We start from the raw sequence: 26,106 nt of genomic DNA, 5'->3' as shown, positions 1-26,106 counted from the left end.
CCAGCCATAATCTGGTCCTCCTGAAAACGGGATAAGCATATCCCTGTGGGTGGACCACTTCAGTGGGGGCATCCCAACCGGCCCCCTTCAAATTGGTCGCGTGTCGGAGACCGCTGCGAGCGATACATTTCTGCGTCGCGGACAATGCTTTGATACGTGTGCGGATAGTGGTGATTGATGGATAACGGCTGAGTTGCTGCCAACCGTCTGCGGTTTGCTCATATGCCTCTTTTGCAGCGCGCAGGAGAGGCGCAATCTTGACCTGGGCCGGTTTAAGCCAGTGTTCCAGAACATAGCGAACGAAGCCTTCCTGGAAGCGATCAAGCTTGTTCCGGGCGTCTCCCTGAGGTCCCTTCAGGTGATGGCGGTCCATCAGTGCCACCGGATTGCGATCAAAGCGGTGATACAGGTGCAGATCTTCCTGGAGTGTGCGACCGCGCATGATTGTCAGGTCAGCGACGCGCCGACGCGCGCGCTCGGGGGTATAACCGTGCTCATCCTCAAGAATGCGACGGGCAAGACGACGAATTTCGGCGACGGTATCGCGGTGGTCCAGGTAACGTTGGGTCAGCTTCTGACCTGTATCTTCCAGCCTGATGATGGCGCGCATCACCAGCTGTCGGTCACGAACAAGCGAATGCTGGTCGGTAGTCAGCTGGTCGACACGTTCGAATCCACCAGTATATTCCAGCAGTGCCTTGCGCTTCTCGGCATCAGCGGGCGTCACCACTTCGCAGCGCCCTGCAATAATCGCGTCCTCGATGCGGTCGCGGGTCAAACAGCTCTGCGTTCCGTCCTCAGTCTCAACGTCTATAACATCACGCGCAGCGCCCACCACTTTCCAGCGGTGGCCGTCGAGGATCAGCTCTGATCCGCGCGGAATGTTATAGACTGGCCTGGACATCACTTCGTCGGCCAGACCCGTGAGAGGAGATTGATCTCTGCATCCCAGTTGGCGCCCAAAAGGTTCTTGCCGATCAGGCGATAGATCGAATGCATCGCGACGGATTCCGGCACTTCGGTGCAGTGGCTCACCAGCTGCCTTGCGAGGCTGTAGCGGCGAGAGCGAGCGATCTCGAGGACGTGACGATCAGCATCGTGATCGATTTGTGCACTCATGTCCCAGATCCTGCGCAGGTTTCCCCGACGGGCACGGCTGTAATGCTCATCACTGACGACCTGGAAGCTGTCCGCAAAATGCTCGGGGATGGCGGCATAGACTGCAGAGATCTCGTCAGCAGTGTCCTGGCGCATCAGGCTCGCGCCGTTGCGAACGAAAAACACGCGCCGATGGCCGTCCCTGAAGGTCACCCTGAGATCAAAATAATGCTGCTGAGACGCCCTGTGCTGACGCTTATAGGTGATTGGGGCCAGCTGGACCTCGAGATGGTAGAAGTCGGGCGACAGCATCGCTTCCATTGCGACAGCACTTTCGAGCTCGCTCACGAACAGGAAGACCTGCCGCCTCCCTTGAAGGTGTGGAGTTGAAAAGGTCATCGCGACGCGACGCGCGGTATTGCTCCGTGTCAAAGGATTGCGCTTGCCGGCAAACGGCAGAACGCCATGGATCGGAGGGATCGCAAGCGCGGGTTGCTTTGGCAAACTGGGTGGTGTCGGGTCCCAGTGCTCAAGATTGAACATGACTTCTCCTGGCCCGGTCGCGCCTGCGCTGCCGGGTTGAAACGTGGATTTCAGGACAGAAAGCCGTTCTTGCCACAGCCATTTCGGGCTTCTACGGTGGCATTGCACATCGGGCGGCTTTCGCCCCAACTCTTCGCGCAGATTGCCTGCGATTTTTCTTTCCGGGTGTTGTATCCTTTGCTGTTTCTCGTCTGATCGGAAGAATCCTCCGAACCCGTGAAAGTCCAAAGGAAATAATTTTTTACCCCATAGGCAGATTGGCTGAATTGAGTCAACATGCTGAAAAGTAACGAAAAATGCGAAAAATGTGAAACTGGATTCCAATGAAAAGATTTGTCTTGCGCTTGGTTTCAGCTGGATGGCACAGGCTTCAAAGATCAAACCCTGAGACGAAATGCCTCCGCTTCCCCTGACCGTTGCACATTTCGCGGACGAGCCCGCCTTCAGCCTCTTGGCGAGGCTGGCCGAGCGCAATTTTTGCACCGCGGACGAATTCTGCTATGACATGGGTATCGTATGGGATGCTGTCCTGGCGGGCGTGCCCAATAGCGTCAGGCAGGTTGCAGACCTGTCCGGAGCGCCCGCCGATCTCCTGATGTTGACGACTCCCCGCCATCTCGACGCGCGCAGGACAATGCTGCACGGCATGGTCCTCAATCGCGCACGCATATCGGGTAAAGAGATACAGTGCTGCCTGGAATGCCTCGCTGAATGGAGCGATGAAGGTGTTAGCCCGGCATCAGCCGCACCTCCACTTCATGTGGAATGGCTGCATGAGCTGAGTTTTGTCTGCCCGCGACATGGACAGTGGTTGAGCCCTTTGCCCAAGGCAGACCATCTTTGCGTTCCAACAGATTTCAAGGAGAAACCTGCCGGGAATGATCTGCGCCGTGGGGTAAGGGCAGCGCATCAGGCCACACCCTATGATTTTTGGCTCGCGTCCCGCCTTCGGGGACAGGTCGGATCGACATGGCTGGATCGGTTTGATTTTCAGGCCGCGATTGATGTCTGTGATCTGCTGGGACGCAGCCTTGTGCGAGAGACCTTTCCGCAGCTTCGCGACATGACGCGCGCAGACCGGCACAAAGCCATTTCCACCGCCTTCGATATATTGTCGAAAGGGGAGGACGCGTTTCGGGCAACTCTCTTCGACATGCAGCGCGCCGGAGGGGCGCCCAACGATGGTCCTTCACGCCGCTTCGGTGTCCTCTACCGTAACCTGGATCGTTATCTGACCGGCCAGGCTTACGAGCCGTTTCGTGTAATCCTGCGTGACCATATCTGCCAGACCTGGCCGATAGCTCCGGGGCAACCTATCCTCGGGCAAGCTCTGGAGACCCGGCGATTACATTCTGTGGTGACGGCATCTTCGGAAACCGGCGTGGCGCGTGACAGACTAAGGGCGATGCTGGCTGCCAACGGGTTCGTGGCACCACGGGGCCAAGGCACCTTCGCAGCTTGGGAGCTATTTGACGCCAGTGAAGCTGAAGATTTCCTTGCGCGCGCGTCAAGGGCGGTCACGCTGAAGGAGATCCAGACGCTGTTGAACATGTCGAAGTCACAAATCGACACGCTGCGCGCCGCAGGCTTCCTGAAGCCAGCCTTCGAGGGCGAAGGCTTTGCGCCGCTCTGGGATCCGGACGAGGCACAATCATTTTTGTCTGGCTTTTTGAATGGAGCGGTTCCGGTCGCAGACGGCGACCAGGAATGGGAGCAGTTAAGTGCGGCGGGGTTGCGGCTTCGGGTCCCCCCGGGCGAGATCCTTCACATGCGCCTCGATGGACGTCTGTCACGCCTCGGCCGGCTGGCCGGGGCCGAAGGCTATCGAAGCCTGGCGGTGAATATCACGGAATTGCTCACTGCACGGACGCGCACCGAAGGGCTTCTGAACATGGAGGCTTTCGCAAAAAAAATCGGTCTGCGTTGGTCTGCCGCACGTCGCCTGGTCACGCTCGGACTGACACCATCAACGGAACTGCGCAATCCGGCATCCGGCGCAATGCAGCTTTACATTACGCCGGCTGATCTTCGGAGCCTCCACGCCCAATATGCAACCTTGTTGACCCTTTCCGCCGAACTGGGCCAGTCATGGCAGAGCGTGAGACACGTGCTGCGGTTAAGGCAGGTGCCGCAGGTGATGGCTGACGGAAAGGACTTCGGGCAATTATATGCCCGCAAAGATCTGGCGGGCTTCTGAGGGCGGGATTCTTGTTCTGCCTGTGACGGATGTTTCTTCCGGATCACGGGGGGGGCCGGGCAATACGATCAAGCGGCGCGCCCCTGGCTTCAGAGAATCCCCCCTGGAGATGGCGGGCGTCGAGTGGAAAGGCTATCGGTGCCAGATGCCACAGCTTCCTCTTTCCGTATTTCCTGTCCCAGGTGAATCCGCGATGTCCCTTGCATCGCGACTGGTACGTGCCAACCATGTGCCGTTTCGCGAATTCCTTCGTGATATGGGTATCGCGCCGAATGATCTTGGTGCCGGGGCGGACATGGTCATCGCGCGGCTGGCTGACCTTGCAGGTGTTTCGGCAACAGAGTTGCGACGAGACACGCCGGAAACGCGTGGCGACGATGCATGGTTTAACGGTATTCGCTTTCCTGCGTCGGGCGTCGGCGGCAAGAAGGTGTATGGCTGCCCTGATTGTATTGCAGCAGGCCCGGGACTGCGAGGCATCTGGTCATTGCCCTTCATGACAATCTGTCTTGATCATAAGAGACCACTGGTCGCGCTGTGGACTACTCAGGACAGGCTCGATCGCCATGATGTCGCCGAGCGACTGGCAGACCTGGACCTATCCGCAATTGCACGGCCTCAGGCGCGCGATCCTTCCGGATTCGAGCTTTGGTTTCAGGGGTGTCTTGAGGGGAAATCTGAGCCAGACCAATGGCTTGATCAGTTCGACCTTCATGCGGCGGCGCAATTCTGTTTCGAACTTGGCCGGGCGGCAATTGCGACGAAGCTGCGAAGATCAACCGCGATCCGAGAGGATCTGCACTGGTGGCCTGCCGCTATCGGTTTCCGGCTATGCGCCGGTGGGGACGCGGATCTCTGCGCCGCTTTGGTCGGATTGCAACATCTGATGGGGCATTCCGGCGAAGGGCCACGCAAGATCTTTGGCGGCCTTTACGATTTGCTCGCCCGCGATCCTTGCCCCGAGGAATTGCGGCAGTTTCGTAGTAGCCTGCAGCGCCATATTCTGGAAACCTGGCCGCTCGCGCCGGGGGATGAGGTGCTCGGAGAACCCGTCTTGCACCCTGGGCGTATGGGGGTGCGGGCAGTGGCGCATCTGCTGCAAATCCCCGAGACTGAGGTCGTCGCGGCGATTGGCGAAGACCGCAGCTGCCCGCCGGAATGGAGGCTGATCGGCAGGGCTGAAGCGAAGGCGCTTTTCCCGCAGAGCCTCGCCGAGCCTGAATTCTGCAAAGCTCTCTCGCTTTCAACGCGGCAGTTTAAACAAATGCGAGATGAGGGCTTGATGCAGCCCGTTGAGGGCGGGTTCTGGGACGTTTGGGCGGCGCAGGATCTGATCGACGATCTGTTGCATGGCGCAGAGCCGATATCGTTCATCCTGCATGACTGGTGCAGTCTGACAGAAGCCTCAGATCGCTTGCAGATGAAATTTCCCGGGATCATCGATGAAATCCGCTCCGGGCGGATTGCCCGGGTTGGCAAATATGTGCAGCGGTCCGGTTTTGCCTCGGTCCTGATCAATCTCGGCCATCTGGGTCAGGAGGGCGAAGCGATTTCGATTGAAACCCTTGCCTTTTCGCTGGGGCTGCGCCCGGTTGAACTCATCCCCTTCGTCCGTCGCAACAAGGTCTCTTGTCAGCAGATGGCCGGGGCGCGGGGCAGCGCAAAGCTGCGAATGAGTGCGGCGGACAGGCAGGCCTTCCATGACCGCTTCATCAGCTTTCGCGATTTGGGAATAGCGGCTGGTTTGGGATGGGACGTGCTTCAGGCCCGGCTTGATGAAAGCAGCATCGGGCCTGCGGGCGGCAGTGCGAGGATTTATTCCCGCGCTGAAATCAGCCAGCTGCTGCCCTGAATTCACGATAATCTAGGATCCGCGCAGATTTCACTTGACGCCCTTGCGCACACTATTCCTTACGTTTGCGCATGCTTCCCCTTTTTTTGGCTCTGCTGGTTGCCAGCACCCGCTCAGCGCGGCCTGCCTCCGACCCAGACCGCACGGATGGCGCGGTCGTCGCCCATCATCACGGTGGGGAATAGCGCCTGCCAGAGGGTTTCGGCGCGGGCGGCGGCCTGGGCGATGGCCGGGGTGGAGGTCAGGTCGATCACCGCCAGATCGGCTTCCATCCCGGGGGCGATATTGCCGATCTGGCCTTCGGCATGCAGCGCCCGGGCCGAGCCGACCGTCGCCAGCCACCAGAGCTGCGCCGGATGCAGCGCCTCGCCGCGCAGCTGCGCGACCTCATAGGCGGCGGCCATGGTGCGCAGCATGGAAAATGACGACCCGCCGCCGGTATCCGTGGCCAGTCCGACCCGCAAATGCCGCGCAAGACCCATGTCGAAAAGCCCCGAGCCGATGAACATGTTCGAGGTCGGGCAATGCACCAGCGAAGCACCGGCCTCGATCAGCCGCGCCTTTTCGCGGTCGGTCAGCCAGATCGCATGGCCGTAGACCGCGCCTTCGCGCAACAACCCCTGGGTCTCGTAAGTATCGAGGTAATCGCGCGATTGCGGGAAGAGGTCTTTCACCCAGGCGATCTCATCGGTCTGTTCCGAGAGATGCGTCTGCATCAGGCAATCGGGGTGCTCGCGCCACAATGTGCCAAGCGCCGCAAGCTGTTCGGGGGTCGAGGTCGGCGAAAACCGCGGCGTAACCACATAGGACAGCCGGTCCTGACCATGCCATGTCTCCAGCAAGGACTTGCTGTCATCATAGGCGGATTGCGCACTGTCGCGCAGGCCCTCGGGGGCATTGCGGTCCATACAGGTCTTGCCGGCATAGACCCGCATCCCCCTTGCCTGCGCGGCCCTGAAAATCGCATCGACCGAGGTCGGGTGGATCGTCGCATAGGAACAGACCGTTGTGGTGCCGCGCGCCAGCACCAGATCGAGATAGCGCCCCGCGATCTCCTCCGCATAGGCGGGATCGGCAAAACGCATTTCCTCGGGGAAGGTATAGAGGTTCAGCCAGTCGATCAGCCGCTTGCCCCAGGAGGCGATGATCGCCGTCTGCGGGTAATGCACATGCGCGTCGATAAACCCGGCCGAGATCAGGCAGTCACCGTAATCATGCACCTTTGCGCCGGGATTGGCCGCACGCAGATCACCCGCTTGCCCCACCGCCCTGATCCGGCCCTGGTCGACCAGCACCGCGCCCCGGCTCAGATGCTGCGCCGCAGCCTCGCCGATCACAAAGGGGTCTCCGGTGAAACTCAGCACCTGTCCCAGCAAGAGATCCGCCATTCGCCTCTCCGATCCGTTCACATCCTGTCAGCGAAACACCGCCACCATGTTACAATAAGCCGTCATCAGCGAAAGGAAATCCGCCGCTTGCCCCCTGTTTCCCGCATACGGCTTCCGGTAAACCCGGAGAATGCGGTGTCCGGAGAGTGCGGTGAAGGAGTGTCCATGAGGGAAACGGTCCAGGAGCGCGACGACGAGGAACTGGCCGCCGAACGCCTGACCCAGGTGCTTGAAGCCGTTGCGGCAAAGGATACCGCGCGGCTTGATTTACTGCTTGATCCCCTGCACGCCGCCGATATCGCCGATATCCTTGAACAGATCTCCTCGGGGGACCGCAGCGGGCTGCTGGCGCTCTGGCATGGCGGCATCGACGGCGATGTGCTGTCCGAGATCGACGAGTCGATCCGCGAAGAGGTTATCGAATCGCTGCCTGACAGCGTGGTGGCCGAGGCCGTTCGCGAACTCGACACCGATGACGTGGTCGATATTCTCGAAGATCTCGACGAGCCCGCGCAGGAAAAAATCCTTGATGCGCTGGAAGATGCCGACCGGATCGCGGTCGAACAGGCGATGTCTTATCCGGAGTATTCCGCCGGGCGTCTGATGCAGCGCGAGGTGGTGATCGCCCCCGAGCACTGGAATGTAGGCGAGACGATCGACTTTCTGCGCGGTGCCGACTGGCTGCCCGACCAGTTCTATCATGTCATCCTCGCCGATCCGAGGATGCGCCCCATCGGCTATGTCACCCTTGGCCGCATCCTCTCGGCCCCGCGCGATGCAAAGCTGAAAGACATCACCGAAGAGAGTTTCCGCACCGTAAAGGCGACCGATGAAGAGGCCGATGTCGCCTATTACTTCAACCAGTATCACCTGATTTCCTGCCCGGTGGTGGACGAGAATGGTCGGCTGGTCGGCGTCATCACCATTGATGACGCGATGAATGTGCTCGACGAAGAACATGAAGAAGACATGCTGCGCCTCGCCGGTGTCTCGGATGAGAGCTCGATCCAGGACGGGGTGATTGCGACGGTCAGAAGCCGCCTGCCCTGGCTGGTGGTCAATCTTTTCACCGCCTCGCTTTCCGCATTGGTGATTTCGCAATTCGAAGGGGTGATCGCCTCGCTGGTTTTGCTGGCGGCTCTGATGCCGATTGTGGCCTCGACCGGAGGGATTGCGGGCACGCAGTCGCTGGCGGTGGCGGTGCGCTCGCTTGCGACCCGCGATCTGACCCCGGCCAATGCCCGGCGGGTGATCTGGCGCGAACTCCGGGCAGGAATGGTGAACGGGATCTTCCTCGCGATGGTTCTGGCCCTTGCAGCCGTGGTGTTCTTCCACGATCCCTGGCTTGGATCGGTGCTGGCGATGGCGATGATCTGCAATCAGGTGGTGGCGGCAACGGGCGGGGTTCTGGTGCCGCTTGCCTTTAACCGAATGGGGATGGACCCGGCGCTTGCCTCGGGAACCTTTGTGACTACACTCACCGATGTGATGGGCTATCTCGCCTTTCTTGGCTTCGCTGCACTGGTGCTGTTGTGAAAGAACTCAAAGCTGAAATCCGCAGACAGGCTGCCGAAGCCCGCGCACTCGCCTATGCGAAAGGGCAAGGTCAGGCAGCGGATCTGCTGGCGGATTATCTGGCGGCACATGCCGGCAAGGTGCTCTCGGGCTATATGCCCTTCCGGACCGAGATCGACCCCCTGCCCGCCATGGCGGCACATCAGGGCCCGCTCTGCCTGCCGGTGATCCCTGGCCGCGACCAGCCGCTCAGATTTCGCGAATGGAGCCCCGGTGCCCCCCTGATCGAGGGCACCTTCAAGGCGCTGATCCCGGCAGAGGGTGCCTGGGCGGAACCCGAGATCCTGATCGTGCCGATGCTGGCCTTTGACGCCCGCGGCTACCGGCTGGGCTATGGCGGCGGCTTTTACGACCGCACGCTCGAGGCCCTGCGCGCGCGCCGCCCAACGCTGGCAGTCGGTTTCGCCTTTGACGCGCAGGAGATGGACGAGGTGCCGATCGACAGAACCGATCAGCGGCTCGACGTCATGATCACCGAAAGCGGCGTCAGGTTTTTCGGGTGATCCGCGGCCTGGTCCTCGGCCTCCTCGCCGCGGGCCCCGCAGCGGCCGGCTGTTTCACCGCAGAGGACCTGCCCGCGCGCGCAGTCTATTCCGACGGCGCCGCGCTTGAATATCTCGACCTGACGGATGATGTCCTGACCTATCGCAGCGGCAAGATCACCTCGCGCCTGGCGGCTGGTCTCTGGCCGCTTACGAGCGAGGCGCCGGGCTTCCGGATCAGCTATGACTGGAGCGCCCCCCTGCCCTTGCCCGGGCCAGAAGCGATCCGTGATCAGGGCGGCGAAATCACCCTGCAGGGCCGGATGACGCGGCAAAAAGCAGCGCCGGTGACAGTCTCGCTCACCATCCGGGTGCTGGGCGAAGAGGCGGTGACCTAGGAAGACTGCATCTATACCGCCTTCCGGATCCATAAGGTGATGACGGCGGCGGAAGGCCGGAAGATGATGGATGCGAGCCTTCTGTTCGCGCCTTCGGCCATGCTGGCCATATCGTCCGAAGCCTTTGATCTGACGGATAATACATCGCGGGTCAGCCAGCTGAAATCGCTCGAATAGCGCCCTGTCAGCCGCGCGCGCGGAACACCTCGCGGATCGTCTTGACCTTACCCGGCTCTTTCACCTGATAGCCCGGCAGCTGCGAGATCTCGCGCGCGAATTCCGGCCCGCGCATCACTGCCAGCACCCGCTCCATCGCCGGGTGGTCCAGGATGCGGCGGTGGCAGATAAAGACGTAGTCTTCCGTCAGCACCGGCACGAAATCGAGCCCGAACTGCCGCGCCGCCGCCTCGACGCCAAAGGCCACATCGGCAAAACCCGAGGCGACATAGGCCGCCACCGCCGCATGGGTGAATTCGGAATGCGAATAGCCGTTGATCGCTGCGCCCTGGACCTGGTGCTGCGCCAGCAGCTGATCGAACAGGATCCGCGTGCCACTGTCGGGATCGCGGTTCACCAGCCGCACGCCTGAGCGCGTCAGATCATGGCAATGGGTGATCCCCAGCGGGTTCCCCTTGCCCACAATCAGCCCCATCTCGCGCGTCACGAATGAGATCACCCGATGTTCCTCGGGGTCAAGCCAGCCGCGCGTCATCGCGAGCGTGCGCGCGCGCAGCTCGCCCTGTGGCAGGTGCATCCCGGCAAGATCACAGGTGTTTTCCACCATCGAAACCAGGGAATTCGAATTCGAGACATAGCGGAAATCAACGCTGCCTTCGAAATCCCGCGCCAGCAGCTCGCGCAGTTTCGGCACCGCGAAGCCATGACTTGCCCGCACCCGCAGCTCGAGCCGCCCGCTGGCAAGCGTCTGGTTCACCTCGGTCTGGAGTTCCTGTGCCAGGTTTTGCAGCAAAGGCCGCAGCCGCGCTTCCAGCCGTTCCGCCGCCCAGACCAGCTTGTCGCCAAAGGCCGTCAGGCTGGTGCCGCTGCCCTGCTTGCGCTCCACCAGATCCGAGCCGAAAAACTCCGACCATTTGACCAGCAGATTCCAGGCATGGCGGTAAGACATCCCCGCCCTGGCCGCCGCGACCGAGAGCTTGCCGGTATTGCGAATATCCGACAGCAAGCCCAGCGTGATCTCCAGCCGCTCCTGGGTCTCACGGCGCTGAAACGCCCAGACCGGCGCGATTTCAACCCTGACTGACCTGTCCATCTTATGAACTCCTGTTCATGTCTTCACCCTGCAAGTCCGGCACAAGCTTGCCGGACCTTGCCCGGCGAGTCATGTAACCCAAATCATATTCACATAATTTTTCACCGGAGTAAGCTTATTTTCATCAGGCGATTCCGGGAGGAGAGCGGATCGCCCGGTCAATATATGAACTGACGTGCATATGATGGAGGGAACTATGCTCGACCAGAGAACCGGCGGGATCTATCCGCTGCTGATCGGCGGCGAGACGCGGCCCGCGCTTTCGGGCCGCACTTTCGAGACGCTCAACCCCGCAACCGGCGCCCATCTTGCCCATGTGGCCGAAGCCGGGGTCGAGGATGTCAATCTCGCCGTCGCTTCTGCGCGCAAGGCGTTTGAAGAGGTCTGGGCCCCGATGCGCGCCGCCGACCGTGGCGCGCTTCTTCTGCGTTTCGCCGAGGTGATCCGGAGCCACAGCGAAGAGCTGGTCGAGCTGGAAAGCCTTGATTCCGGCAAGCCGGTTTCCGCGATCCGCCGCCAGGATCTGCCGGCGGTGATCGATACCCTGACCTATTACGCGGGCTGGGCCGATAAGATCACCGGCACTGTGACCCCTGCCCGCCCGGACGCGCTGACCTATACGGTGCGCGAGCCTCTGGGTGTGGTCGGTGCCATCATCCCGTGGAACTTCCCGCTGATGATCGGCATGTGGAAGATCGCACCGGCGCTGGCCTGTGGCTGCACGGTCGTGCTGAAACCGGCCGAGATTACGCCGCTGACCGCGATCCGGCTGGGCGAGCTTGCGCTGGAAGCCGGGCTGCCGCCGGGTGTGCTTAATGTGGTGCCGGGCTTTGGCAAGGTTGCGGGCCAGGCCATCGTGGATCACCCCGATATCGACAAAGTGACCTTCACCGGCTCGCCGGTTGTCGGGCGCCAGATCCTGCAGGGCTCGGCGGGCAACCTGAAACGCGTGACGCTCGAACTCGGCGGGAAATCCGCCAATATCATCTTCCCCGATGCCGATATCGATGCGGCAGTGCGGGCGGCGGGTTCGGGGATCTTCTTCAATACCGGGCAGGTCTGCTCGGCCGGCTCGCGCATCCTCGTTCATGAATCGATCCATGACGAGGTGGCCGAAAAACTCGCGGCCCGGGCCAAAGGCATGCGGCTTGGCAACCCGCAGGAGTCGGGCACCTCGATGGGGCCGGTGGTCTCAGAAGTGCAGATGAACCGCATTCTCGATTATATCGAGATCGGCCGGGCCGAGGGCGCAGAGGTCGTGACCGGCGGTGCCCGCCACGGCGACCAGGGCTATTTCATCGAGCCGACCGTCTTCGCCAATGTCCGCCACGACATGCGTATCTCGCAGGAAGAGATCTTCGGCCCGGTCGCGGCCGTGGTTCCCTTCAAAGACGATGATGATGCGCTGCGCCTTGCCAATGGCACCGTCTACAGCCTCGCCGCCGGGGTCTGGACCTCTGACATGACCCGCGCCCACCGCTTCACCCGCAAGCTGAAGGCCGGCACCGTCTGGGTCAACACCTATGGCCCGACCGATATCCGCCTGCCCTGGGGTGGCGTGCGCGATTCCGGTTTCGGGCGTGAACATGGCGAAGAAGCCATCGCCAATTTCACCGAACCGAAAGTGGTCTGGATCAATACCGGACCAGCCTGACCTGCCCCCCTAACTCCCTGAAGCCTTTTCCCGAGGCTCACTTCGGGGTCCGTCTGACTGGTCACGACCAGGGTGGCGGACCCCGCTTTTCCCCAAATTCCGATAAAGGATCCTCCGATGCGTATCGCGATCATCGGCCAGCAGGCCTTTGGCAAAGCCGTTCTTGAAGCCTTCCTCGCGCGTGGCGATGATGTCGCCGCCGTCTTCTGCGCACCCGAAAAGCCTGGTGCGAAACCCGATCCGCTGCGGCTCGCGGCTGAAGAAAAGGGGGTGAAGACCCTGCAGCTCCCCAATCTGACCAGCGACGCAGCGGCAGAGGCGCTGCGCGCGCTGGATGTCGACCTCGCCGTCATGGCCTATGTGCTGCAATTCGCGCCGCAGGGCTTTGTGACCATCCCGAAACATGGCGCCATCTGCTATCATCCCTCGCTTTTGCCGAAATACCGCGGCCCGAGCGCGATCAGCTGGCCGCTGATCCGGGGCGAGACCGAAACCGGGCTGACGATCTTCCGCCCCAATGACGGGCTGGATGAGGGTGATATCGTTTTGCAAAAGACGACTGCGATCAGCGCTGATGACACGCTTGGCACCGTCTATTTCGACCGGCTTTTCCCGATGGGTGTGGCCGCGATGCTCGAGGCCGCTGACCTTATCCTTGCGGGAAAACACAGCGAGACCGTGCAGGATGAGACCCTGGCCACCTATGAGGGCTGGTGCCGCGACCCCGAGGCGCGGATCAACTGGTCGGCCCATGCGATCGATATCCACAACCTGATCCGGGGATGCGATCCGGCGCCCGGCGCCTGGATGCTGGTCGGCGACGAGAAGATCCGCATCTATGACAGCCATCTGATCCCCGCCCGCCGCTTTGCCGATGTGAAAGGCAAGCCCGGCACCATCGCCGGGATCGACGGCGGCAAGGTCCAGGTCGCGCTGCAAGGCGGTCTGATCGAGATCGGCCGCGTCCGCACCGCTCAGGGCGAGAAGCTCAGCGCGGCAGACTATGCCAGCCGCCTGGGCCTTGTGATCGGCGACCGGATCGACAGCCATAATACCGGGCTGCGCACAGCTGCCGAATGACAAAAAAACCGCCCGGGCCTTATGGTCCGGGCGGTCTCTTCAGCGAGGATTGCGCGTCTTCCAGGGCAGCGGCATATCCCCCGCCATGATGCCGCCGTCAGGGTCGATGCAATTGCCCACAGCGGCGAGGCCATAGTCGCGGATCTGATCCATCATCGCGCGCGCCTGTTCCCAGAGGGCAGGACCCCGCGCGAAGCCGGTGGCGATGGGCTGTTTCCTGATCGGATCGATGCGCTTGATCCGGCGGGACAGGCCGCCCTTTTGCAGCTGATCGGGGCGCGGCGCTCTTGCCCGGCCGTCTCCGAGGCCGAGGTCACGGCGTGCGTCCAGCTGGTGGCGACGATCCGCGCCTGTCGCGATTGCGCGAGCCTTTCGACGGCGGGACGCAGGCGCTTTGCCGCCTCGCGCCAGGACAAGGCCAGTCAGAATGATACCGATGGGCTGCGCAAATATCTTGCGCGTTTCGGGCTGGACCGGGCGGAGATCTGCGCCTGACCGGCGCCTGAAAGCCCTGTCCGGAAACCCCTGTCCGGAAACCCCTGTGGTCAGTCCTTTTTCTTCTTCGGCTGCAACGCATGTTCCAGCCGTTCCGCATAGGCGCGGCGCTCGGTCTCGTTCAGGGTGGCCAGATAGGCGCCCATCACCTCGCTGGCACTGATAAGACGGCGGCTGTTGCTTTCCGAGATCGTCACCAGCGCATCCTGCATGGCTCCGGCCTCAAAAGGCGTGGCCCGCAGCGCGGCCAGAAGCGGGTCATAATCGGCGCGCAGCTGCGCATGGCCGCGTTTCAGATCGGGGTTGCGGCTGACCCAGGCCTCGCGCATCGCGCGCCAGTCCTCGCCCCGCATCGCTGTCGCCAGCGGCCCGAGCCCATTGTCGCGCCGCGCGCCCGACCCATGTTCCCCGCCGCTTCTGGCGCCCGAATGCATATCCGACCAGGCCCCCAGCCAGGCACCGGCGAAAAACCCGCCAATGGCCAGATTGAGCGCCAGTGAGGCCGCCAGAAGCGCCCTGACCCAGCCGCGCGTTCCAGGCTGTCCTGCCCCGTTTTGCGGATCCGTCACACCCATTTCTCCTCAGCCTCCGGCCAGAAAATAGATCGCCACCGGCTCCAGTTCAGGCCCGTCATCGCCCTCGGCCCCGGTCGCGGCCGCCACCCCGGTCCAGAACCCGTCGCTCAGCCCGGCGGGGTCGGAATAGCCCAGAAACAGCGCAAGTGCGGCCACGGCGCCAAGGCTGGCCACCACACCGCTGCCTCCGAACCCCGCGCTGAAAGACGTCCAGAGCCGCACGATCCCCGCAAGGGGACCCGCAGCCGCAGGATGTGCCCGCCGCAAGGGTGTCTCTGAAGGTGCCGGCATCGCCGCAAGGCCCGCCTGCAGCACATGCGCCATCAGCGCCCCGGATGGCTCGGGGGCAGTCGCCCGCGCAAGAAGGAAGACGCGGTCAAGCTCGGCGCCCGTCAGCTCCGGCGCAGTCCGTTCTGGTCCATTCAGCTCTGTCTTGCCCATCGCTCAATCCCCTTCAAACCCCAAAAGCGCCCGATACGGCCCGAGCGCCTGCGCCAGACCGCGGCGCCCGCGTGCGGTCAGGCTTTCGACCGCTTCGATCCCCACGCCCAGCACCGCCGCGATCTCGGGGTTCGAGAGCCCCTCGATATGGCGCAGGACCACCGCCTCACGCTGGCGGTCGGGCAAGGCGGCCAGCGCACGGTCAAGCGCGGCCATCCGTTCGGACGCGATCAGCCGCGCCTCAGCCCCCGGCGCGCCATCTGCCGCTTCGGGCGCATCGCTCAGTTCCAGCGGCGCACCGCCTGTGTGACGGTGGCGGCGCTGCCGGCTGCGGATCCGGTCGGTCGCCAGATTGGCCACCACCCGGTAGAGCCAGGTCGAGACCTTCGCCTCGCCCTCGCGCCAGCCCGGGGCCGCGCGCCAGAGCCGGAGCATCGCCTCTTGCGCGATGTCTTCCGCCTCGGCCCGGTCGCCCGCCATCATCCGGCTGGCAAAGGACAGGACCGGCGGCAAAAGCCGCGCCGTCAGAAGCCGGGCCGCAACGGCATCGCCCTGCGCATAGCGCGCGAGCAAAACCGCCTCGTCCTCGTCCTCGACCGTATCCCGGGGCATCCTCATTCCCATCTGTTACCCCGGAACCCGGGGCCACCGCAAAGCCCGGCTTGCGACCCCCCGCCCTTAACCGATCTTTTACTGAACGATCCGCGAAGCGGCCCGCCATCCGATATATGCTGTCCGAAACCGGCCGTTCCCGTAGTGCCTGACAGCTTTATAACGGCGCGGATCGGCGCTTCCGTCGCGGTATCGCAGATAAATCCGGCCCGCCACCGCAAGAGCATTCCCGATAAAGCACCTGCGCCGGGGGGGGATGCGACTAAACATCCCTGTGAAACAGGTTTCAAACTGCCTAATCTGATGGCGGGGACGAGAATCGAAGAGGCAGAAGACGCGGCATGCAGAGCAGCAATCCGAAAACCGCCTCCGGCTATGATCTGCTGGCGGAGGGGCGGGTCAGCAAAGAAGCCGGAGGCACAGCAGAGCAGCCAGCGCCGGACCAGGATGCCTCTGAACGGCCCCTGCGCCCGGCCATGTTGCGCGGCTGGCGCCGCCGCTGCCCGTCCTGTGGCGCGGGGCCGCTGTTCCAGGGCTTTCTCAAGGTGCGCGATCACTGCCCGGTCTGTAATGAGGCGCTGTTTCACCAGCGCGCCGATGACGGGCCGGCCTATGTGACGATCCTGATCGTGGGCCATATCATCGGGCCGCTGATGCTCGCGCTCTATATCAAATGGACGCCTGATCCGCTGATTACCGCTGCGCTTTTGTCGGTGGCGAGTGTGGCGATGTCGCTGTTTTTGCTGCCCCGGATCAAGGGGGCCTTTGTCGGATTGCAATGGTCGCGGAGGATGCATGGCTTTGGAGGAAATGAACGTGGATGAGCCACAGATCCGCGATGCGGCCACGGTAATCCTCACCCGGCGCGAGGGCGGCGAGGCGCGGATCCTGATGGGGCAGCGCGGCGCGAAAGCGGTCTTCATGCCGTCGAAATTCGTCTTTCCGGGTGGTGGTCTGGATGCGGCGGATGAGGATGCCGGGGTCTCGGGGCTGAGCGCGGATTGCGCCGCACGCCTGGCGCAGATCAGCCCGGGCGTTCCCGGCGGGGCAGCACCTGGCCGGCTGGTGACGGCCGCCTTGCGCGAGCTGCGCGAAGAGACCGGGCTGGGATATCCGCCGGGGGCGGCAAAGCTGCGCTATGTGTTTCGTGCCATCACGCCGCCCGGGCGGCCGCGCCGCTTTGATGCGCGGTTTTTCCTCGCTGATGCGGCGGGGCTGGACGGCGATCCGGATGATTTCTCGCAGGCCTCGGATGAGCTGTCGCATCTGGCCTGGCTGGGGCTGGAGGAGGCAAGGCGGCTTGATCTGCCCTTCGTCACCGAAGTGGTTCTGGCCGAGATCAGCAATCTTCTGCGCGGTGGCGATCAGCCCGGCGTACCGTTTTTCGACAATTCCGGCGCGCGGCCGGCGTTTCGGCGGATACTGTAGGGACGGGTTTCTGGCCGGGGGCGGATGCTTCCGGCGGGAGTATTTTCGTCAGGAGGAAGTGGCTCTGTCGCCAGGATCCGGTCAGAAGGGCTTCAGCCGGGCTTTCGGATAGCCGTTAAAATCGAAGATCTCGGCAGCGGCGCGCAAGCGGTCGGGGCCGATGCGGCCCCGGTCAAGCACAAATCCGAATTCGCCCCTAGGTGTCGCGATGGCGAGGGTGCGGTAGCCGCTGTCGACCCAGATCACCCACCACTCTCCCATGCCGGGCACGGTAAATCTGCCAGGGCCGGTCACGGTTACGGGGCCCGAGGCGGTGACCTCGCGCCCGTCAAGGCAGAGCCGGGCTTTGACGGAAAGCTGGCCGGAGGCGGTCTGGCGGAAGACGGCGCCGCCGGGGGCGCAGCTCTGGGCCTCACCCCTTGTATAGGCGGCGGCCTGGCGCCAGTCGCCTGTGATGCGGGCAGGCTGGAAAGCGGCGGCGGACCAGATCCCGGCACCTGAGTTGCGAAACACCGTGCGGCCGACGGTTTCAGGCGCGCGGGGCGCGCAGGCCTGAAGGACGAGGCCAAGCCCCGCCCCGGCAAGCCCAAGGCGGATTAGTTGGGTTATTGCAGGCATTCGGTCATCCTTCGGCCGCTGTCATCAAGGATCTCATTGCAGCCAAACAGCGGTGTGAACGGCGCGCAGGTGCCCGACCGTGCAAGGCATTGCCCTTTGCATTGGCTCGACGCGGTGCAGCGCTTGCCGGAATCTTTCGTGCTCCAGACGCAGCTGCTGAAGCCGGACCCGGTCTTTGCCCAGCTGCCCCCGGCCTTTTCACAGGTCAGGCGGGCCTCAGCGGTGAAAGGGTTGGTATCGACCGGGGCGGCTTCCGGCATGGCCACCTCTTGCGGGGCCACCTCTTGCGCGGCGGGCACTTGCGGGGCGGCCTCATGAGGCTGTCCGGCAGCCTCTGCGGGGGCGGCCTCTTTCGCGCCCGTCGCGGCCCCGGCTGTGGCGGGTGTCGTCTTTGCCACCGGCGCGCCAGCGGCAGCCAGGGGCGGTCCAAGCGGTGTGGTCTCGATCGCATCGCCGGTGATAACCGTCGTCGCGGGTTTTTCCGCGCCCGCCCCGCCCGCGCCGGATTTCTCGACCCCCGGCAGGCAGCCGCCAAGCGTCAGCGCGAGCGCGAGCGCCCCGGCCAGTGTCACAAACCGATACCCGATACCTGTCATCCGGCTGTCCCGCCGCTCTTGCCCGTGTTTATCATTATGGCGCGAGACTGCCCCGAAACGGCCAGGCGGGCAAGCGCGAAGCGCCCGGCAAAGGATCAGAACGGGCGCGGATGCAGGCGATAGACCTCGTTCAGATCGGCCAGAACCCCGGGCGCAAGCTGCAGCTCTGCCGCGCCGATGCAGGTCGCGAGATCGGCAAGCCTGGTCGCTCCGATAATCGGGATCGTGGTGAAGGGCCGCGAGCGGCAAAAGGCAATCGCCATCTGAACCGGATTGAGCCCGTGATCCGCTGCCACCGCGAGACAGGCCGCCACCGCCGGAAAGACCTGCGGCGTGATACGGCCACCCAGGTCCGGGACCCGCGCCCGGCGGCTGTCTGAGGGCGTCACATCGCCGGCATATTTGCCAGACAGCAGCCCCGTCGCAAGCGGCGAATAGGCCAGAAGCGGCAGATCCTCGATCAGGGAAAGCTCGGCATGATCAGTGTCGAACTGGCGGCACAACAGCGAATATTCGTTTTGCGCGCTGACCATGCGCGGCAGACCCAGCGTATCGGCCAGATGCAGCCAGCGCGCCGTGCCCCAGACGGTCTCATTCGAGAGCCCGATGGCGCGGATCTTGCCCTCGGTGATCAGGCTCTGCGCGGCGGTCAGGATATCGGTCATCGCGGCGTTTTCGGCGGCGCGGTCGATTCCGGTCGGCGCATAGTTCCAGTTCTGGCGGAAATGGTAGCTGCCGCGATTGGGCCAGTGCAGCTGATAAAGGTCGATGTAATCGGTGTTCAGCCGCTTCAGCGAAGCCTCTGCCGCCGCCCGCAGGCTGGCGCCGGTGATCGGCTCTCCGGGGCGGACATGCTGGCCGGTGCCGGTGATCTTGGTGGCAATCACCAGCCGGTCGCGCCCGCCCCGCGCTTTGATCCAGGAGCCCACGATCTCTTCGCTGAGGCCCACGGTTTCGGCCCGGACCGGGTTGACCGGATACATTTCGGCAGTGTCCCAGAAGGTGATGCCGTGATCCAGCGCCAGATCGGCCTGGGCATGACCCTCGGCCTCGGTATTCTGGCTGCCCCAGGTCATGGTGCCGAGGCAGAGCTCTGAGACGGTCAGGCCGGAACGACCGAGGGGAATCATTTTCATGGCAGAGCTCCTTTTGCGGGCGAGACTGCGGGCGCCGGAAGCAGGAGGCAAGGCCGCCCGGACAGGCTGGCATTCAGGGGCGGCGTTTGCGCAAAAGGCCGCCACATCTGCACATCCCCGCGCCCAGGGCCGGTTTGCGCCAGATCAAGGCAGGGACAATCCGGCGGGCGCAGATTTTACCCCGAACTCATCCCAGACCCAAAGGAGCCCTGACCATGGATATCAGGTTTGACGGAAAAACGGCGCTGGTAACCGGGGCCGGGTCGGGGATCGGCCAGGCGGTCGCGCTGGATCTTGCCGCCTCCGGTGCGGTCGTGATCGCCTCGGATCTGACCGAGGATGCAGCGCAAAAGACCGTGGCAAAGATCATCGCCGCCGGGGGCGAGGCGGTTGCGGCCTACGGCGATGTTGCGGATCCTGCGGTGGTGGAGGCCCAGATCGCGCTGGCCGAACAGCATGGCGGACTGCATCTTCTGGTCAATAATGCCGGGATCGGCGGCCCATCGGCCCCGACAGGCGCCTATCCGCTTGACGGCTGGGACCGGGTGATCGGCGTCAATCTGAATGCGGTTTTCTACGGTCTGCGTTTTGGCCTGCCAGCCATGGAGCGCGCAGGCGGCGGTGCAGTGGTCAATATGGCCTCGATCCTCGGCACCCAGGGCTTTGCCGGATCGGCAGCCTATGTCGCGGCGAAACATGCCGTGCTGGGCCTGACCAAAACCGCAGCGATGGAATATGGCGGAAAGGGCATCCGGGTGAATGCGGTCGGCCCCGCCTTTATCGACACGCCGCTGCTTTCGGGCTTCGACAAGGAGACCCGCGACTGGCTGATCTCGAAACATCCGGTCGGCAGGCTGGGACGCTCAGAGGAGGTCTCGTCCCTGGTTCTGTTCCTGCTTTCGGATCGGGCGAGCTTTGTTACCGGAAGTTACCACCTGGTCGATGGGGGTTATTGCGCGCCTTAAAAGAGGGAGGCTCTGGCCTCCGATACCTCTCAGCCCCCGCCTGTGGCGGAGCCTCCCCCGGGATATTGCCGGACGCGTAAAGCCCTGCCCCGCCCGGACTGATGATCCGGCCCTGCCCCGGTCCTGAGAGGCGAACCAGATGGGGTGGCCCGGCCCGGAGGGGACGGTTTATCGCAAAGCTCTGGCCCTTGGCGGCGCCCCGCGTTAAACCCCGGATCCGAACCGGTCGAAAGGCGTCTTCATGGCCCGCATTCTCATCACCTCTGCAATTCCTTATATCAACGGGATCAAGCATCTGGGGAACCTTGTCGGTTCGCAGCTGCCTGCGGATCTGTTTGCCCGTTATATGCGTGGCCGCGGCAATGAGGTGATGTTCATCTGCGCGACCGACGAGCATGGCACCCCCGCCGAGCTTGCCGCCGCCAAAGCCGGCAAGCCAGTCGAAGAGTATTGCCGCGAGATGCATCTCGTCCAGGCCGATCTGGCAAAGGGCTTCCGGCTGAGCTTTGACCATTTCGGTCGCTCCTCCAGCCCGGAAAACCACCGCCTGACCCAGCATTTCGCGGGGGTTCTGGCCGATAACGGGCTGATCCGCGAGGTTACGGAGCAGCAGTTCTATTCGATCGATGATGGCCGTTTCCTGCCCGACCGCTATATCGAGGGCACCTGCCCCAATTGTGGGTTTGAGAGCGCGCGGGGCGATCAATGCGACAATTGCACCAAGCAGCTTGACCCGACCGATCTGATCAACCCGCATTCGACGATCTCCGGCTCGACCAATCTCGAGCTGCGCGAAACCAAACATCTCTACCTGCGCCAGTCGGCGCTGAAGGGTGATATCGAGGCCTGGATCGACGGCAAGAAGGACTGGCCGATCCTGACCACGTCGATTGCGAAGAAATGGCTGCATGATGGCGATGGCCTGCAGGATCGCGGTATCACCCGCGATCTGAAATGGGGCATCCCGGTGAGAAAGGGTGACCAGCCCTGGCCGGGGATGGAAGGCAAGGTCTTCTATGTCTGGTTCGACGCGCCCATCGAATATATCGCCTGCACCGCCGAATGGGCGGATGCGAATGGCCGCCCGGCCGCTGACTGGGAACGCTGGTGGCGCACCGACAAAGGCGCCGCTGACGTCACCTATTACCAGTTCATGGGCAAGGATAATGTCCCCTTCCACACGCTGTCCTTCCCGGCAACGATCATCGGCTCAAACGAGCCGTGGAAGCTCGTGGATTACCTGAAATCCTTCAATTACCTGAATTATGACGGCGGCCAGTTCTCGACCTCGCGCGGGCGCGGTGTGTTCATGGACCAGGCGCTGTCGATCCTGCCCTCGGATTACTGGCGCTGGTGGCTTTTGTCCCATGCGCCGGAAAGTGCGGATTCCGAATTCACATGGGAGAATTTCCAGGTCTCGGTGAACAAGGATCTCGCCGATGTGCTGGGGAATTTCGTCTCCCGCATCACCAAATTCGCAAAGGCGAAATTCGGCGATGATGTGCCGGCGGGCGGTGCCTATGGCCCGCAGGAGGCCGCGCTGATCGCCGATCTGACCACGCGCATCCGTGAATATGAACGGCTGATGGATGCGATTGAGGTGCGCAAGGCGGCGGCAGAGCTGCGCGCGATCTGGGTTGCGGGCAATGAATATCTGCAATCCGCTGCGCCCTGGTCGGTGGTGAAAACCGACCCCGAGGCCGCCCAGGCCATCGTGCGTTTCGGTTTCAACCTGATCCGGCTTTACGCGGTGCTGTCGCGCCCCTTCATCCCGGATGCCGCGGCGGCGATGATGGCGTCACTTGGCCGCGAGGACTGGGCCTGGCCCGAGGATGTCGCCGATGCCATGGCCGGCGTGGTCGCAGGCAGCGCCTTCACCGTGCCCGAAAACCTCTTCCGCAAGATCACCGATGAAGAGCGCGCCGACTGGCAACAGCGCTTTGCCGGCATCCGCAGCTGAAGACGCCCCCCTTTCTGGCCCCGGGCGCCGCAGGAAAGCCGCGCCCGGGTCAGTCCTGACAGGGAAAACCGCCCTGTGGCCGTGCTGCTGTCGATGAAGCAGACAGCCGGTGCGATGCGCCGAAACCCGGACCCGCACCTTGTGGTGCCTGGAGCGCTGGTATCTTTGCGGGTCAGAGCCCGGACATATTCTGATCAGCCATTTTCCGATCAACACAGGCCCGCAGGCGCAATCCGGCAGGATTATTAATGTCGCGGGGCTGGCCTCCTGCAATGCTGCAAGCGCGAAAAAATTCCTGCATTTGCGAATAATTCGCCAAATGTATAGCAGCTATCTTAACCAAATCGGCCACATCAGGGAATATTTCCCTGACCTGGGCAAAAACTGAGAACCTCAGACTCGCCATGCCATGGCAGACTGTCGCCACTGCTCGTTCCGCTTCCCGAAGCTGCCAAAGGGAGAATCACATGAACGACATTTCTCAGAAGCGACACGCTCTGACGCGGGGGCCGGTTCTGGCCGCCATAGTTTTCGCGCTCGCCTATGGCTCAGCAATGGTACTGGTGATCGCGCCGCGCGGCCTTTTGGGCGGGTCGCAATCGGTGGCCGTGGAAGGCGGCGCATTCTCCGGGGGCCTGTTCTCCGAGGGTGCGGGGGCTGATCAGCCGCAGCTCCTGCGGGCCGGGTTCACCCCGCTGCCGCCCGACCGTTCGGCCTATGGGATCCGAGACTGACAGATCAGGTTGCCGGCTGACCAGATGGCAGCATGGCCAGAACGATAAACCGATTTAATGGCCCGGACCGGAACTTTCCGCGCCGGGCCATTTACTGTTTTCTCGCGGCAGTGTCTCGCGTGGAAGTGAACACTCCCCGAACACAAACTTCTGAAAACGCGCCAAACATTCGGCTTGATTAATTCCGAGTATTTTAATAGGAAATACAAGTCCAGCTTTTCGCCAGATATGTCCGGGCGCGCCGCCCGATGTCATCCTGACTTTACGATCTGCGACTTGCCTGCCTTCCCACGCCCGCCCCAGTTTACCGCAACAGCGACCGTTTCCGCACAGGACCCGCATAAGCCAGGACTGCGCCCTGAGAAACGGCCCCCGACCGGAGCCACTTGCCCCGATGTCTGAACATCTCGCCGATGCCGATGCCTTGCCGCTTGCCTCGCTGGGGCTCGATGCTTTCGAGACCGGGATGCTGGCCGTCACCCGCCATTTCATGACCGCCTTCGCGCGGCCTGAAAGCCAGGCCTGGCAAAGCGCCTATACGATTGCCGCCGAACGCTGGGGCCAGGCGCGGGGCCCGCAGATCGCGCATGGGCTTCTTGCGGTGATCCAGGCGCTGCGCCAGGCGCGGGACGAAGATTTCCACTATGCCAACCCGCTCTGCACCTCCTGCCGCGACCAGGTGACGCCGGAGGAGGCTGCCTTTTGCCTCATGCTGCATGCGATGCGCCGCGATCGCGCCGATCTTGCGCGCGGCCCGGTGCTGGAAGTCACCGGCGGCCGGATGGATCCGCTGCTGATCCAGGTAGCCCTGTCTTTCGCGGCGCGTTTCCCGGCAGAGGATGCGGGCAACACCGCCGCCGCAAAGGCCGCCGCGAAATCTGCCGCACAGGCAGAGGGCCTGAGCCTTATTCCGGTTGCCGCCGGCACCGCCTCACAACGCCCCTCTCTGCGGCCCACACAGCGACCGGACCATCGTCCGACCCATCCCCCTGCGGCACGGCACCTGCGCCTCGTGCATTGATCGAATAACTGTCGCAACCTGTCGCGCGTCAGTGCGAATTTGCACGGTGACGCCGCCGGGCTGAGCATAAACCCGGTCTTGCCCGGCGGAGAGTGAGCTCTTAGATCCGGAAAGACAAAAGCGAAGGATCCAGCGATGTTGACATCATCGGCGCGTTTCGAGACCCTGAATGGCTCGAAATATATGCAACAACTGTTCCGACATTTCGCCCATAAGATCGAGGTCGAAGTGGATGCGCATCACGGGCGGGCCACGCTCGGCCCGGGACCTCTTGAGATGGAGGCCGATGCGGGCGGCCTCTCGGTGAAGGTCTCAGCGGAAGATGTGCGCGGCATTATCGAAGCGCGCTATATCGTCGACAAACATCTGGTGGTCTTTGCCTTCCGCGACGGCTTTTCCGGCTTTGCCTGGACGCTGGACGAGACGGCCCCTGCCTGAAACGGGGCCGCAACCCGCGGCGGGTCTGCTCGGGTCAGGATGCAGCGATCCCGCCACCGCACATTTCGCCCTCCCATCTGCCCCCGCCCCGTCAACAGCCAGGCCGACCGGAGCGGTCACGCCAAATACTGCCCGCCACAAGGAATGGACGGCGAAGCGCAATCCGGTGCTGAGCATCCCGATGATCGAAGCCGCAGGACCTCGGCTGCGGAGGCCAGCCGCAGCTTTGGCCGGCCCTCTCCCGGGATCGGGGACCGTACCGATGATGTCCGGCGAAAACACGAGAAAAACAGCTCCGCGATCTGCAGGCGGGCGAACCTTAGGCCGAAGCCACGCTGCATCTGCAGGCCCCAAAAAGTTGCCGGCCCGCATGGAGCGGCAGGACCAGGCCATGATCGTGCCACTGATTCAAAAAACCATGGCGCAGGAATTGATCCTGGCGACCGGTGAGGCTCCGCCTGCTGAGGGGATCCGGGTCTGACTGCTAAAGCGCCGCAGGTGCTCTGGCGTGCCGTGACGGACAGTCAGTTACAAGGCCGTCACGCCTGCGCCGAAGGTTGTTTCCCTAAGTCGCGGCCACGATCAGCAGGCTGCTGAAAAAGCCCTGTTTCGACGCCCCCCGCCGCCCCTCAAGGAGATGATTCATCGCGCTCCCGAATGGGTAAAGTGGCGGTGCTTTGCGTTTGTCGGATGCCGAATTCGACCGGCTCTTTGCAATATAGGGTCGCCCGTCCTTCGCAGCGGAACGGCTGATCCGGGCCAGCCTGCTGCGGTTCCTCTGCCCGAGCCGGTCAGATCCGGTCCGGGCGGTCGCTCTTGGAGCGGATCTATTACAAGCTGCTGGTTCGCGGGTTGGTGCGCCCTGGGATCGACGACGCTGTTCTGGTCCCGACAGTGTTCAAGACCTCGGACATGGCCCGTCCGATCATGGCTGTCCCGTCTGGCAAACTGCCCCCCGGACGGTATGATAATCTTCCGCTTCCTGGCGCGTCGTGATGTGGCACCGTTTTAGTCGGAGGATCCCTTCCGGGTCGATGGACCCCTTGTGAAGGCCCGGGCATCAATGAAGCGCTTCAGGCCGAAGGCCACACGTCGCCCGAACGTCCGCCCGGAGCTCCCGTTCCTCCGCCATCGACGGCAGACCTGCCTGGCACCCAGGATACGCCAGGTCACAGCGGTGCCAGAAGAGGATCGCTGAGCCTTTCGGCCGGGCCAGGACAGCCGGCTGTGTCCTCGCGTATCGGGGGGCATCGAGCCCTGGTCAACGGAGCCCCTTCCGCACAGCAGACTTGTTCAGCGGCCTGGCGGCGGGTCGTCGCCGGATCGCAGACCTGCAAATGAGACATCAACGCGTACCTTTTCAGGCTAAGCGGCAAGCTCGCGGCTGCACTGACAAGGAATCTGCTCAGACATGCGCCAGGCAAGGCTCGGGCACGCACTGACGCCCGCCACCACGCCGGATGTATTACCCAAAGATGAATAAAATATGCGTGTTTAAATGCACATTCCTGCTATATTCAGATTTGCCGGCACATTTTCTGCCGCCGATT

Annotated in this window: 25 protein-coding genes and 2 pseudogenes; 17 read left to right on the top strand and 10 right to left on the bottom strand. The window is 63.0% G+C overall.

The features are described 5' to 3' along the window. Together AC4FS3_RS24705 and AC4FS3_RS24700 are read right to left on the bottom strand one after the other, a co-directional pair. Positions 1 to 904: pseudogene (locus tag AC4FS3_RS24705) on the bottom strand (hypothetical protein); the annotation flags it as partial. Next, a complete protein-coding gene (locus AC4FS3_RS24700; protein WP_491022727.1) occupies positions 904 to 1,965 on the bottom strand; it encodes a hypothetical protein in 1,062 nt (353 codons plus the stop codon). The gene AC4FS3_RS24700 and the pseudogene AC4FS3_RS24705, both read right to left, overlap by 1 nt. A 70-nt stretch (positions 1,966 to 2,035) precedes the next feature. Here AC4FS3_RS24700 and AC4FS3_RS24695 point away from each other — a divergent pair, with 70 nt between their 5' ends. Continuing rightward, complete coding sequence (locus AC4FS3_RS24695; RefSeq protein ID WP_491022726.1) at positions 2,036 to 3,838, top strand: TniQ family protein; 1,803 nt, start codon at positions 2,036 to 2,038, stop codon at positions 3,836 to 3,838. Continuing rightward, a complete protein-coding gene (locus AC4FS3_RS24690; RefSeq protein WP_491022725.1) occupies positions 3,810 to 5,690 on the top strand; it encodes a TniQ family protein in 1,881 nt (626 codons plus the stop codon). Before AC4FS3_RS24695 ends, AC4FS3_RS24690 begins: the two co-directional genes overlap by 29 nt. 113 nt (positions 5,691 to 5,803) lie before the next feature. On the opposite strand, the gene guaD is transcribed toward AC4FS3_RS24690, so the two are convergent. Then, complete coding sequence (gene guaD, locus AC4FS3_RS24685; RefSeq protein WP_491022724.1) at positions 5,804 to 7,078, bottom strand: guanine deaminase; 1,275 nt, start codon at positions 7,076 to 7,078, stop codon at positions 5,804 to 5,806. Positions 7,079 to 7,243: 165 nt separating this feature from the next. Here guaD and mgtE point away from each other — a divergent pair, with 165 nt between their 5' ends. The 4 genes from mgtE to AC4FS3_RS24665 are packed head-to-tail and all read left to right on the top strand — an operon-like array spanning position 7,244 to position 9,710. Continuing rightward, positions 7,244 to 8,614 carry a magnesium transporter gene (gene mgtE, locus AC4FS3_RS24680; protein ID WP_491022723.1) on the top strand — a complete coding sequence of 457 codons (1,371 nt, stop codon included), beginning with the start codon at positions 7,244 to 7,246 and terminating at the stop codon, positions 8,612 to 8,614. Continuing rightward, positions 8,611 to 9,156 (top strand): 5-formyltetrahydrofolate cyclo-ligase, encoded by a 546-nt coding sequence (locus AC4FS3_RS24675; protein WP_491022722.1) that lies wholly within the window; start codon positions 8,611 to 8,613, stop codon positions 9,154 to 9,156. Before mgtE ends, AC4FS3_RS24675 begins: the two co-directional genes overlap by 4 nt. Then, positions 9,153 to 9,533 (top strand): hypothetical protein, encoded by a 381-nt coding sequence (locus tag AC4FS3_RS24670; RefSeq protein WP_491022721.1) that lies wholly within the window; start codon positions 9,153 to 9,155, stop codon positions 9,531 to 9,533. The genes AC4FS3_RS24675 and AC4FS3_RS24670 overlap by 4 nt, the downstream gene beginning before the upstream one ends. 39 nt (positions 9,534 to 9,572) lie before the next feature. Next, complete coding sequence (locus AC4FS3_RS24665; RefSeq protein WP_491022720.1) at positions 9,573 to 9,710, top strand: hypothetical protein; 138 nt, start codon at positions 9,573 to 9,575, stop codon at positions 9,708 to 9,710. Positions 9,711 to 9,717: 7 nt separating this feature from the next. On the opposite strand, the gene AC4FS3_RS24660 is transcribed toward AC4FS3_RS24665, so the two are convergent. After that, positions 9,718 to 10,803, bottom strand: coding sequence for a substrate-binding domain-containing protein (locus AC4FS3_RS24660; RefSeq protein ID WP_092898213.1), 1,086 nt, complete (start codon positions 10,801 to 10,803; stop codon positions 9,718 to 9,720). Between the two features lie 196 nt (positions 10,804 to 10,999). On the opposite strand from AC4FS3_RS24660, the gene AC4FS3_RS24655 reads away from it, so the two are divergent. The 3 genes from AC4FS3_RS24655 to AC4FS3_RS24645 all read left to right on the top strand — a co-directional run bounded on the left by AC4FS3_RS24655 (position 11,000) and on the right by AC4FS3_RS24645 (position 14,032). Further along, positions 11,000 to 12,457, top strand: coding sequence for an aldehyde dehydrogenase family protein (locus AC4FS3_RS24655; protein ID WP_491022719.1), 1,458 nt, complete (start codon positions 11,000 to 11,002; stop codon positions 12,455 to 12,457). A gap of 117 nt (positions 12,458 to 12,574) precedes the next feature. After that, positions 12,575 to 13,537: a methionyl-tRNA formyltransferase gene (locus AC4FS3_RS24650; RefSeq protein ID WP_491022718.1), complete on the top strand. Its 963-nt coding sequence runs from the start codon at positions 12,575 to 12,577 to the stop codon at positions 13,535 to 13,537. A gap of 261 nt (positions 13,538 to 13,798) precedes the next feature. Next, a complete protein-coding gene (locus tag AC4FS3_RS24645; RefSeq protein WP_491022717.1) occupies positions 13,799 to 14,032 on the top strand; it encodes a hypothetical protein in 234 nt (77 codons plus the stop codon). A gap of 50 nt (positions 14,033 to 14,082) precedes the next feature. Here AC4FS3_RS24645 and AC4FS3_RS24640 read toward each other — a convergent pair whose 3' ends face one another. From AC4FS3_RS24640 to AC4FS3_RS24630, 3 genes are read right to left on the bottom strand one after another with little or no spacing between them, the layout of a single operon-like run. Then, on the bottom strand, positions 14,083 to 14,601 hold the full coding sequence (locus AC4FS3_RS24640; protein ID WP_283178270.1) for a periplasmic heavy metal sensor: 519 nt from the start codon (positions 14,599 to 14,601) through the stop codon (positions 14,083 to 14,085). A 12-nt stretch (positions 14,602 to 14,613) separates the two neighbouring features. Continuing rightward, a complete protein-coding gene (locus AC4FS3_RS24635; protein WP_491022716.1) occupies positions 14,614 to 15,048 on the bottom strand; it encodes a hypothetical protein in 435 nt (144 codons plus the stop codon). Between the two features lie 3 nt (positions 15,049 to 15,051). Beyond that, entirely contained in the window at positions 15,052 to 15,666 is a 615-nt protein-coding gene (locus tag AC4FS3_RS24630) for an RNA polymerase sigma factor (RefSeq protein ID WP_491022715.1), read from the bottom strand. A 470-nt stretch (positions 15,667 to 16,136) separates the two neighbouring features. Between AC4FS3_RS24630 and AC4FS3_RS24625 the strand changes: the two genes are divergently transcribed. Next, positions 16,137 to 16,484, top strand: a complete 348-nt coding sequence (locus AC4FS3_RS24625) for a DUF983 domain-containing protein (protein ID WP_283178811.1) — start codon at positions 16,137 to 16,139, stop codon at positions 16,482 to 16,484. Then, the gene (locus AC4FS3_RS24620) at positions 16,456 to 17,088 is read left to right on the top strand and encodes an NUDIX hydrolase (protein ID WP_283178273.1); all 633 of its coding nucleotides are present in this window, start codon (positions 16,456 to 16,458) and stop codon (positions 17,086 to 17,088) included. The genes AC4FS3_RS24625 and AC4FS3_RS24620 overlap by 29 nt, the downstream gene beginning before the upstream one ends. Before the next feature lie 81 nt (positions 17,089 to 17,169). Here the strand turns inward: AC4FS3_RS24620 and AC4FS3_RS24615 are convergent, their stop codons facing one another. The 3 genes from AC4FS3_RS24615 to AC4FS3_RS24605 all read right to left on the bottom strand — a co-directional run bounded on the left by AC4FS3_RS24615 (position 17,170) and on the right by AC4FS3_RS24605 (position 19,438). Further along, positions 17,170 to 17,706: a lipocalin/fatty acid-binding family protein gene (locus AC4FS3_RS24615; RefSeq protein WP_491022714.1), complete on the bottom strand. Its 537-nt coding sequence runs from the start codon at positions 17,704 to 17,706 to the stop codon at positions 17,170 to 17,172. Beyond that, positions 17,694 to 18,302 carry a hypothetical protein gene (locus AC4FS3_RS24610; RefSeq protein WP_491022713.1) on the bottom strand — a complete coding sequence of 203 codons (609 nt, stop codon included), beginning with the start codon at positions 18,300 to 18,302 and terminating at the stop codon, positions 17,694 to 17,696. The genes AC4FS3_RS24615 and AC4FS3_RS24610 overlap by 13 nt, the downstream gene beginning before the upstream one ends. A gap of 95 nt (positions 18,303 to 18,397) precedes the next feature. After that, positions 18,398 to 19,438, bottom strand: coding sequence for an aldo/keto reductase (locus AC4FS3_RS24605; protein WP_491022712.1), 1,041 nt, complete (start codon positions 19,436 to 19,438; stop codon positions 18,398 to 18,400). A 215-nt stretch (positions 19,439 to 19,653) separates the two neighbouring features. Between AC4FS3_RS24605 and AC4FS3_RS24600 the strand changes: the two genes are divergently transcribed. From AC4FS3_RS24600 to AC4FS3_RS24575, 6 genes and pseudogenes are all read left to right on the top strand, one after another. Further along, on the top strand, positions 19,654 to 20,403 hold the full coding sequence (locus AC4FS3_RS24600) for an SDR family NAD(P)-dependent oxidoreductase (RefSeq protein ID WP_491022711.1): 750 nt from the start codon (positions 19,654 to 19,656) through the stop codon (positions 20,401 to 20,403). Between the two features lie 241 nt (positions 20,404 to 20,644). Then, positions 20,645 to 22,363: a methionine--tRNA ligase gene (gene metG / locus AC4FS3_RS24595; RefSeq protein ID WP_491022710.1), complete on the top strand. Its 1,719-nt coding sequence runs from the start codon at positions 20,645 to 20,647 to the stop codon at positions 22,361 to 22,363. 467 nt (positions 22,364 to 22,830) lie between these two features. Then, complete coding sequence (locus tag AC4FS3_RS24590) at positions 22,831 to 23,097, top strand: hypothetical protein (RefSeq protein ID WP_491022709.1); 267 nt, start codon at positions 22,831 to 22,833, stop codon at positions 23,095 to 23,097. Positions 23,098 to 23,491: 394 nt separating this feature from the next. After that, a complete protein-coding gene (locus tag AC4FS3_RS24585; RefSeq protein WP_491022708.1) occupies positions 23,492 to 24,118 on the top strand; it encodes a hypothetical protein in 627 nt (208 codons plus the stop codon). 135 nt (positions 24,119 to 24,253) lie between these two features. Beyond that, positions 24,254 to 24,556 (top strand): DUF2218 domain-containing protein, encoded by a 303-nt coding sequence (locus AC4FS3_RS24580; protein ID WP_491022707.1) that lies wholly within the window; start codon positions 24,254 to 24,256, stop codon positions 24,554 to 24,556. A gap of 674 nt (positions 24,557 to 25,230) precedes the next feature. Next, positions 25,231 to 25,489, top strand: a pseudogene (locus AC4FS3_RS24575) (transposase); the annotation flags it as partial. Positions 25,490 to 26,106 lie beyond the last annotated feature (617 nt).

This window comes from Pseudogemmobacter sp. TB195, assembly GCF_058313095.1.
Note: the sequence above shows the minus strand (reverse complement) of the source record. Positions and strands in the feature narration are given on the sequence as shown.